General features: G+C 38.1%; 13 protein-coding genes. 9 read left to right on the top strand and 4 right to left on the bottom strand.

Annotated features, from left to right (window positions below; translation table 11 throughout):
* The 3 genes from tnpA to L634_RS0114720 all read right to left on the bottom strand — a co-directional run.
* The coding region (gene tnpA, locus L634_RS32745; RefSeq protein ID WP_026583109.1) for an IS200/IS605 family transposase at window positions 1-192 on the bottom strand (192 nt) is incomplete at its 3' end.
* A 180-nt stretch (window positions 193-372) separates the two neighbouring features.
* The gene (locus tag L634_RS0114725) at window positions 373-1,053 is read right to left on the bottom strand and encodes a hypothetical protein (protein ID WP_026583108.1); all 681 of its coding nucleotides are present in this window, start codon (window positions 1,051-1,053) and stop codon (window positions 373-375) included.
* 192 nt (window positions 1,054-1,245) lie between these two features.
* Window positions 1,246-1,857, bottom strand: a complete 612-nt coding sequence (locus tag L634_RS0114720) for a CPBP family intramembrane glutamic endopeptidase (RefSeq protein WP_026583107.1) — start codon at window positions 1,855-1,857, stop codon at window positions 1,246-1,248.
* A gap of 149 nt (window positions 1,858-2,006) precedes the next feature.
* Between L634_RS0114720 and L634_RS34345 the strand changes: the two genes are divergently transcribed.
* Window positions 2,007-2,117, top strand: a complete 111-nt coding sequence (locus L634_RS34345) for a DUF6254 family protein (protein WP_019381647.1) — start codon at window positions 2,007-2,009, stop codon at window positions 2,115-2,117.
* 332 nt (window positions 2,118-2,449) lie between these two features.
* On the opposite strand, the gene L634_RS0114710 is transcribed toward L634_RS34345, so the two are convergent.
* Entirely contained in the window at window positions 2,450-2,638 is a 189-nt protein-coding gene (locus L634_RS0114710; protein WP_026583106.1) for a YkvS family protein, read from the bottom strand.
* Between the two features lie 279 nt (window positions 2,639-2,917).
* Between L634_RS0114710 and L634_RS0114705 the strand changes: the two genes are divergently transcribed.
* From L634_RS0114705 to ptsP, 8 genes are all read left to right on the top strand, one after another.
* On the top strand, window positions 2,918-3,112 hold the full coding sequence (locus tag L634_RS0114705) for a hypothetical protein (protein ID WP_026583105.1): 195 nt from the start codon (window positions 2,918-2,920) through the stop codon (window positions 3,110-3,112).
* Window positions 3,113-3,266: 154 nt separating this feature from the next.
* Window positions 3,267-3,857: a cell wall hydrolase gene (locus L634_RS0114700; RefSeq protein ID WP_157452408.1), complete on the top strand. Its 591-nt coding sequence runs from the start codon at window positions 3,267-3,269 to the stop codon at window positions 3,855-3,857.
* 127 nt (window positions 3,858-3,984) lie between these two features.
* The gene (locus L634_RS0114695) at window positions 3,985-4,728 is read left to right on the top strand and encodes an SDR family oxidoreductase (protein ID WP_026583103.1); all 744 of its coding nucleotides are present in this window, start codon (window positions 3,985-3,987) and stop codon (window positions 4,726-4,728) included.
* Between the two features lie 359 nt (window positions 4,729-5,087).
* Window positions 5,088-5,732, top strand: a complete 645-nt coding sequence (locus L634_RS0114690) for an ABC transporter ATP-binding protein (RefSeq protein ID WP_026583102.1) — start codon at window positions 5,088-5,090, stop codon at window positions 5,730-5,732.
* 14 nt (window positions 5,733-5,746) lie between these two features.
* Window positions 5,747-6,544 (top strand): ABC transporter permease, encoded by a 798-nt coding sequence (locus L634_RS0114685; RefSeq protein ID WP_026583101.1) that lies wholly within the window; start codon window positions 5,747-5,749, stop codon window positions 6,542-6,544.
* A 79-nt stretch (window positions 6,545-6,623) separates the two neighbouring features.
* Window positions 6,624-6,929 carry a hypothetical protein gene (locus tag L634_RS0114680; RefSeq protein ID WP_232233770.1) on the top strand — a complete coding sequence of 102 codons (306 nt, stop codon included), beginning with the start codon at window positions 6,624-6,626 and terminating at the stop codon, window positions 6,927-6,929.
* A 468-nt stretch (window positions 6,930-7,397) separates the two neighbouring features.
* Entirely contained in the window at window positions 7,398-7,664 is a 267-nt protein-coding gene (locus L634_RS0114675; protein WP_026583099.1) for a phosphocarrier protein HPr, read from the top strand.
* On the top strand, window positions 7,664-9,379 hold the full coding sequence (ptsP, locus tag L634_RS0114670) for a phosphoenolpyruvate--protein phosphotransferase (RefSeq protein WP_026583098.1): 1,716 nt from the start codon (window positions 7,664-7,666) through the stop codon (window positions 9,377-9,379). Before L634_RS0114675 ends, ptsP begins: the two co-directional genes overlap by 1 nt.
* Window positions 9,380-9,602 lie beyond the last annotated feature (223 nt).

Raw genomic sequence — 9,602 nt, 5'->3', positions numbered from 1 at the left:
TAACATATGAATGTGGTCTGGCATAGCATGTGCTTCAATGATTTCCACATCTTTCATTTCACACAGCCTTCTCAATATCGCTCCTATATCTCGTCTCAACTTTCCATAAATTACTTTTCTTCTGTATTTTGGGATGAAAACGATGTGGTACTTACAATTCCACCTGGTATGTGATAAACTATTGTCACTCATGAGTACTGCTCCTTTCGTTATATAGAAGTTGGTTTGACGGCCAGTTTCTATTATAACGATAGGAGTTTTTTTATGTCACATTACCACTCTAGAAGCTTTGTTTTCACACGTGCAGAGCACGTGGTTTTAAAACCTATAATAAAAAGAGATCCGGTACTTTCCGGATCTCTTGCCTGCCTATTATTTTTGCGGTTCTTCTTTCATAATGGTTTTTGCCATTTGAAGGAAAGCTTCTTCATGGTCAGCGTCTTCTTTGTTGAAAAGAGTTAGCTTAAGTGAAAGGTCATCTTTTTTAATCAGATAAGATGATACTTTTTCACCATTTTGTTCTGCTTTCCATACAGTTGCATCTTTGTAAAATTCATCGGCAGGGGCTTCGCCGCTTTGTACGTCCTCGCTGACAGCACTTAATTGTGCCTTTGTATTTTCTTCGGCCATCTTCCAGTCAGCATCATCCGGCAGAAGCTCTATGCGCATGAAAACCTGGTCATTTTCGGTGAAATAGAGGACATCTTTATTTGGCTCTTCTGCTGTCAGCTCATACCCAGGAAGAACATACATAGAGTAGCTTTGATTATCACTATGTTTTAGAAAGGCTGTATCTTCTTTCGTTTCTCCATTAACTGAATAGCTCAAATTCTGCTCCAGAATCCTGATTACGCTATTTCCTTCTTCAGAGGTTCCTTCTTCTTCTGCCTTATTTTCTTCAGCTTGTTCCTGGCCATTCTGTTCTTCTGTCGCCTCTTCCTCGTTTTGAACAGGATCTGTCCCTTTATCTCCAGCACTCTGATCAGTTCCGCAGCCAGCAAGAATGCCAGCAATCAATCCCGCGAGCAATAAAAGTTTCAACATCTTTTTCATTTTGTGTTCCTCCCACAGTTCACTAAGAAGCTTCTCTACATAATTAGACGAAAAGGGAATAAAAGGGTTACATAAAAATTCCTATTTAATAAGTACATTACCATTTATGCTAAGTTTCGACAAGACTTAAAAAGGGGTTATAAAATTAAAAAACAACCCGAAAAGTGGGTTGTCTGGAGCGGGATATGATTATTATTTAAATGGAAAGATGACAAACATAAACAAGTCAAAAATTAAATGGGAAACAATCACAAGAGGAATGCTTCTTTTCCAGGCATAAAGCCATCCCCAAAATAGACCTGCAATTAACGCAGCAAATGGCAGCATCCAATATCCTGAATAGAAGTGAACAGAAGCATAGAGGATAGAGGAAAGAATGATTGAAAAAGTGACATTTGAATGCTTCAATATTCTTTTTTGGACAAAGCCTCTCCAAAAAATTTCCTCACCAGGAATGATGATTAATATTAGCACGATATAATGCCAGAGAAGGGAGGGTGAAAAACGCCCATAAAGCTTTTCAACTTGATTGATAACTGGCAGATTCAGCAAATCAAATAAATGGTAGCCGGTCCAAAACAGAAAAAACAGGACAGCACCTGAAATAGATCCATAAATGAGATATGTCCCAAATGAAACCTTATCCTCCACTTCTTCCATAATAATCGAATAGCTGATTAAGAATAATAAAGATGCAGAAAAAATATACCAAAAAATCGATTTATCCTGAAATGTAAAATACATAAGCAGATGAGCTATAAACACTCCGCCAATGAAACGGACATCTGCAGAAATATTTTTCAATGTTATTTCTCCTTTCAAGAAAAAAATAGCCAAACATTATTCTAACAAAAAATACAAATAAAAAGTAAGGAAAAGATTTCTTTGGAAATGGAAATATAAAATGGCTTTGAAATGTTAAACCTACCCATATGAGAAAGGAGGTTTTATAGTTGACGAAGTCTAAAAGAGAGAAAGAGCGTGCATGGACTGTAAGAAAGCAGGATCAGCACCCGCATGGAAAAGTGAAATCATTAAAAGAACTCTCAGGTGAAAAGGAATAGTCGTTCAAGGCCTCCTGTATGAGGGGGCCTTTCCTATTCATTTCATTTATATTTTTCGTCACTCACTATTGATAGGTGAGTGTAATGAATTTAGATTTGGTGAAAAAATGGCAGAATGGGTTTTAAATCGTTGAATCCATTGCTAAGGGGGAAAAAATGTTGAAGTATAAACCAATTAAAGAGACATGTTGCAAAGGCTAATGGCTAGTTCCGCACAATATGGTACGAGGGGAATACACATTCTGGAATCTGATGAAATGCAAAAATAAAAAGCAGCATCGCCCGCTGCTTTTTTAAACGCACTCAGAAAGAATGCGCTTTCATTTATTCTTTTATATTGCTGATTCCTTTACTACTTTATAGTTTTTGTGATTGACAACGGTTCTTTGGTCTAACTCCAGATCACGATAATTATCCATATAAGTTAAATCAACAATGACAGAATTTTCATTAACTTTTTCTACAATTCCCTGTAATCCGTCACGAAATTCAATTATATTGCCAACCTCTGCTTTCTTCAAACAGCATCTCTCCTTTTTTGTAAATTACTTTAGCTGCGTAATAACAGTTTGCACTATATTATGTATAGCGTAAAGAAATTTGAACTTCTTTTGTGTTTGAATAATAAAAATATAGTTTCTAGTTTGGTAATATTATACCAGATTAATAATTAAATTACATTAAAATTATTTAATATTCAGAAAAAATACAGACTAACAGCTCTCACTCAACCTCTTTAAAAATGAAACCCATTTATATATGATAGATAAATAGGAAAAGAATAAAGGAGCTAATATATAATGAAAGAAGAACAAATACATGAAGTGCTGGATCAATTAAAAGGTGGAACCATTTCAGAATACTATGTTTCTAAAGATGATTTTCTTCCGTTTCGCAGTGTGCTTGTTAAAAGGGATGACTTTAAGCATTTCCGCGGAATAGCCCAAAGAGGTGGAGATGTAATTTATCATTACTTGGAATCACCCAGGAGTTAAGGTTTATGTTTACCTTATATGTCTTAAGGACAATATATATAATTATTTGCCCAGAAGATTGAAGCTTCTGCAAACTGGACCATTAATTACCTGATGATAAGGGCTCTGTTAACTGGTAGCCTGATAGTATAGAAAACTATCAGGAGGAATACATATGAAAATAAAGATCAAAAAAGCGGCTGCGGGTTTGTTGGCAGCTGCAGCCCTATTTTCATACCATGGGGAAGCTCTTGCCAGTGTACATAACGTAAATAAAGGGGATACACTATGGAAAATAAGCAGCCACTATGGCGTGCCAATTTCTAAAGTTATGACCCTCAATAAGCTTAACTCCCATTTAATTTATCCGGGGCAATCTATTAAGCTTCCATCAACAATAACACAGGCTGAGAAAAATCTGCTTGCCCAGCTTGTACATGCAGAAGCAAAAGGAGAGCCATATGCAGGTAAGGTGGCTGTGGCAACAGTTGTTTTAAATAGAGTCGATTCCCCTGATTTTCCCAATACGATCAAAGAAGTAATCTATCAGATTTCAAATGGGCATTATGCTTTTACACCGGTAGCTAACGGGGAAATCAACCGCCCTGCAGACGGCGAGGCAATGAAAGCTGTGAACGAAGCACTTGCTTTTAGAGGAAAAGGAAAAGGATCTTTATTCTTTTATAACCCGCAAACAAGCACAAGTAAATGGATTTTATCGCGCGAAGTTACAACTGTTATTGGAAAACATAGATTTGCTAAATAATGCATTGATAGAAAGGTACTTGAGCATCTCAGGTGCCTTTCTTTATGCCTTCATTAATAATGGAATAGAGAATGAATGGTTTGGAGATAAATGCAATATCAAATGTTAATAAAGGAGGCTGAGAACATTGAGCAAATTTAAAGGGAAAACAGTCATTGTAACAGGAGGTGCTAATGGGATAGGCAAGGGGATCTCTGAATTGTTTGCGGCTAAAGGTGCAAATGTTGTCATCGCAGATATCAATGAAAAGAAGGGAAGAGAGCTTGAAGATAGTTTAAAGGAGAAGGGCTATTCCAGCCTATTTGTAAAGACAGATGTGAAGGAGGAAATGGAGGTTTCCAGACTCATGGCAAAAGCATATGAGACATATGGCTCAATTGATACCCTGATCAACAATGCAGGAATTTCAAAATTTTATTCTTTTTTTGATATGACTATAGAGATGTGGGATGAGATTATCAATACAAACCTAAGAAGCGTATTTCTCTGCAGCAGGGAAGCAGCAAAGACAATGCAGACAGGCTCCTCTATTATAAATATATCCTCTACAAGGGCACAGATGTCTGAAAGCAATACAGAGGCATATTCGGCTTCAAAAGGAGGGATATTGGCAATTACACATGCATTGGCAAGAACCCTTTCAGCTAAAGGAATCCGGGTAAATTGCATCAGTCCCGGGTGGATTGAAACAGAGGATTATGAAGGGCTCAGAGAGATTGATCATAAGCAGCATCTTTCCAATAGAGTAGGCAAGCCCGGAGACATTGCCCGGACTTGTTTATTCCTGGCTGATCCTGAAAATGACTTTATTACGGGGGAAAATATCACAATAGATGGTGGAATGACAAAGAAAATGATTTACAAAACTTAATTTTGCTACTTTCTGAGCAGCACTATATTTAGCAGAAAAACAGCTGCAATAAAAATAATGCATAAAATAATTTGAAACAGCATCCTCTCCCCACCTGCCTTTATATTAAAGATAAAGAAGCTTTATTAAGTGCGAATAAAGGCAAAGTAAAGTTATTATAAATGATATAATTTTATACTTATTTTCTTTAATCCTTTGAGCTCCTTCTTCTTTTTGTCCACTTCCCGCTTATAAGAAAGAGCCTTGAAATTAAGAGCCCTTTTTCCATTTTCGGAAAGAGCTTTGCTTTTTCTAATGCTTTATGGTGAGATTAAGCGGATTTTATACAGGGTAAAGGGGAAGAGGGAAAGGAGATGCCTATGGATAAAAAAACACTTTATGAGATAAAGAATCTTCGTCATCAAGAAATCCTGAAAGTGCCTCATCTTAACATCTATGCTGGAAAGGTTACTTGTATAATGGGAGAGAGTGGGGCAGGAAAATCCACACTGCTGAAAATGCTGAATAAACTGCTTACTCCTGATACAGGTGAGATTTTTTACAAGGGCACTTCATTAAGTGAACTGGACCCTATACAGCTGCGCAGAAAAGTAATAATGCTTTCACAAACTCCATTAATTTTTCCCGGAACCATCAAAGAAAATCTCCAAATCGGCTTTAGGCTTACAGAAAAAGAGCCGGTACCCGATAATCTTCTTAGGAATGCTATACATAAAATGCATTTGGACAAAGAACTGGATGAGGACTCCGGCAATTTATCAGGTGGAGAGAAGCAGCGTTTAGCGCTAGCCAGGGTCCTATTGCTTGAATCTGAAGTTTACCTTCTGGATGAACCGACTTCTGCATTAGATGAAGAAACTGAATTAAAAGTACTGGAGCACTTTATAGATGAAGCTAAAAGAAAAAAGGCTGATATTATTATGATTACTCATTCGAAGAAAGCGATCGATCAATATGGTGAGGAAAGAATAGACTTGCTTAAACTGCAGGACAAAGACAGATAAATAAGGGGGCTGGCATGGAAAACGGCGGTATTATTAATATTGAACTTTGGAGGCTAGTATCTGCTTACGTTTTTGTTCTTTTGCTCGTCTTAATTTTTAAGATAAGAGGAATTGCACGTGAAAAAAGGCTTATGATTGCAACCTTCAGAATGACATTGCAGCTTGTCATTGCAGGTTATGTCTTAACATATCTATTTGAGTTTTCCAGTCCGGCATTAACCTTGGCTGTTATCGTTATTATGGAGGGTTTTGCAATATACACCATTTTTAAGCAGGCAGGAGTTCCTCTTTCCGGGAACCTGAAAAAAACGATTGCCATTTCCATGGCAGCAGGTACTGTGTTTTGTCTTCTTTTTTTTAATTTCGTAGTCATTGACTTTGAACCTTGGTATGACCCCCGATATTTTATTCCCATTGCCGGTATGATCATTGGTAATTCCATGACTGGAATTACACTGAGTGTAAAGGAGCTTTTGCAGTCATTTAATACACAAAGAGATATGATTGAAGGTGCATTAATGCTAGGTGCTGATCCAAAAGCGGCAGTAAAGCCATATGTGAACCATGCCTGTGATTCTGCTGTTTTGCCGACAATCAATAACATGCTGGGCATGGGCATTATATTCCTGCCGGGAATGATGACAGGTCAAATTCTTTCAGGTGTAAGCCCGCTGCTTGCTATTGAATATCAAATCGTTATCCTGTTGGGCATCCTGGGCAGTGTAGGGTTATCGGTGATAATTTTTATACTTCTGGCGTATAAAACCTTTTTCAATCGGGAAGCGCAGTTTATTCCTGAAGGAAAGCAATAAAAGGAATGGCGCTCTATTGCGGCATTACACTCTATTGTCCCGCATATATTTGAAGCATCAATGAAAAGGCGGGATGATTATGATGAACCTGGAAAAAGAAAAAGCCAATAGAGTTAAATGCCTATCTGAAGATATTCTGGAGCAGCTTATGGAAGATAAGATCTTATATAATCCTGAAGACTTAAAGAATGTCATTGAAATGCTTGCCCGGTCAGTATCCGATCTTGTGAAGGTCTATACTGGGGAGGAAGGAGACCATTCCACCGCTCTTAAAGGAACCATCTCAAAAATGAGAGTAGCCTACAACATTCTTTATTACAAAGAAAAAGCAAAATGTTTGAGAAAGCAAAATAAATATCGTCCCATATTAGTAAGAAGAAAATAAAATCAGTTTGCAAATTAAGGTTTTTCCAATGCTGGATGAAAACATTGGAAAATGTAAGCGTTTAACTGAAAAAAAGTGTGAACAAACGCGAAAAAATAAGGTTTTTTCATTGTCTAAATGTATATGAAATGCTATTCTTTTGTCTGAGATGTAAGGTGTCTGATGACTTAAATATTGCTGGGGAAATCTTCCCGATTACAAATAGGAGGGTTCAGAGGAGAGGTCAAACAGTACTGAATATTGCGTGCTATTTTTCTTGGACATTTTGAACAACCTATATACATGAATATATGGCCATTGGAAAAAATAAAACAGCATATAGGACAGAAATAACCCGTCATGATTATTCTATTCCTGAAGCTTAGCGGAATTTTTTCCAGGCCCGAGCTTTTAAGTTAGTGGGGCAACGCCTTGCACATCTTAACTTAATTTTAAAAATTATTTTTATAAGAAGGGGATTGATCCAATATGGTTCAAAAACAATTTAAAGTAACTGCAGAAACTGGAATTCACGCTCGTCCGGCTACAATGCTTGTGCAAGCTGCAAGCAAGTTCGATTCTGAAATCCACCTTGAATACAAAGAGAAGAAAGTTAACTTGAAATCAATCATGGGTGTTATGTCTTTAGGTGTTGGACAAGGTGCCGATATCACAATTATTGCTGAAGGCAACGATGAGCAGGACGCTCTTAACAGCCTTGAAGAAACTTTGAAAAAAGAAGGTTTGGCTGAATAATGAGTTTTTTAAATGGAATTGCGGCATCAAGCGGTATCGCCATTGCAAAAGCATACCGTTTGATCGAGCCGGATCTTTCTTTTGACAAAAAGTCAGTTGAAGATGGAGCAAAGGAAGTTGAACGCTTTCAGGCTGCCCTTACTGCGTCAAAAGGTGAACTGGAAGTTATTCGCGACAACGCCCATAAAGAACTAGGCGCCGATAAAGCGGCTATTTTCGATGCTCACCTGCTAGTCCTAAGCGATCCGGAGTTAATATCGCCAATTGAAGATAAAATCAAAACAGATAAAGTTAATGCAGAATCAGCTTTAAAAGAAACAGCCGATATGTTTGTCACCATGTTTGAACAGATGGACAATGAGTACATGAAGGAACGCGCTGCTGATATCCGAGATGTTACCAAACGTGTTCTCTCTCATTTGCTTGGCGTCCAAATTGTTAACCCAAGCATGATTGCTGAAGAAGTAATCATCATTGCCGAAGACTTGACTCCTTCTGATACAGCTCAATTAAACCGCCAATTTGTAAAAGGGTTTACAACTGATATTGGAGGCAGAACATCCCATTCCGCTATCATGGCCCGTTCCATGGAAATTCCGGCAGTTGTGGGAACTAAGGAATCAACAAAGCAAATTAAAAATGGCGACATTGTCATCGTGGATGGATTAAAGGGTCTTGTACATATTAATCCTACCCCAGAGGCTATAGCCGAGTATGAAGAAGAGCAGCGCAAGTTTGAGGAGCAAAAGGCTGAATGGGCCAAGCTAGTCAATGAAAAGTCAGTTTCTGCTGATGGCCATCACGTTGAATTGGCTGCCAACATCGGTACTCCTAAAGACCTTAAAGGTGTAATTGAAAATGGTGGGGAAGGCATCGGCCTTTACCGTACTGAATTTTTATATATGGGAAGAGACCAGCTGCCGACTGAAGAGGAACAGTTCGAATCCTATAAAGCTGTTCTTGAAGGTATGGAAGGAAAACCAGTTGTTGTTCGTACATTGGACATTGGCGGTGACAAAGAGCTTCCTTATTTAAATCTTCCAAAGGAAATGAACCCATTCCTAGGTTTCCGGGCTATCCGCTTGTGTCTTGAAGAACAGGATATCTTCCGGACTCAATTAAGAGCTTTGTTAAGAGCCAGCTCTTATGGAAATCTGAAAATCATGTTCCCGATGATTGCTACTCTTGATGAATTCCGTCAAGGCAAATCGATCCTTGAAGAAGAGAAACAAAAGCTTCTAAGTGAAGGAACAGAGGTTGCGGACAAAATTGAAATCGGCATCATGGTGGAAATTCCTTCAACGGCTGTTATGGCAGAGCAATTTGCTAAAGAAGTTGACTTCTTCAGTGTTGGAACAAATGACTTAATCCAATACACAATGGCTGCAGACCGTATGAATGAGCGTGTATCTTACCTTTACCAGCCATATAACCCAGCGATTTTGCGTCTGGTTAAAATGGTTATCGATGCAGCCCATAAAGAAGGCAAATGGGCAGGTATGTGCGGAGAAATGGCTGGAGACGAAACAGCGATTCCATTGCTGTTGGGATTAGGGCTTGATGAATTCTCAATGAGTGCAACTTCAATCCTGAAAGCACGTTCTCAAATCCGCCAACTTAACAAAAAGGATATGGAAGCACTTGCAGAAAAAGCGCTTCATATGAATACAGCAGAAGAAGTTGTACAGGCTGTAAAAGCGGCAACAAACCTGTAATCAAATTGAAATATATTAATGGTTTTAAATCATGGTTGCGGGGTAAATGAAAAGTAAGCACTTAGGCAAGGCTTAAGTAAGCTGATCATTCTCATTTTCCCCCCTTTTTAAGCCGGCCTGGCAAGGGCCGGTTTATTTTTATGTTCACTTCTTATAGATTGTTAGTTAATAATAATAATTCTCTTATAATGAGTTTATAACTTATAACAAGAAGTTGTGGAAA

It is taken from the genome of Bacillus sp. J33 (assembly GCF_000518885.1).
Lineage (GTDB): Bacteria > Bacillota > Bacilli > Bacillales > Cytobacillaceae > Cytobacillus.
This window is presented reverse-complemented; position numbering and strand designations above follow the sequence as displayed.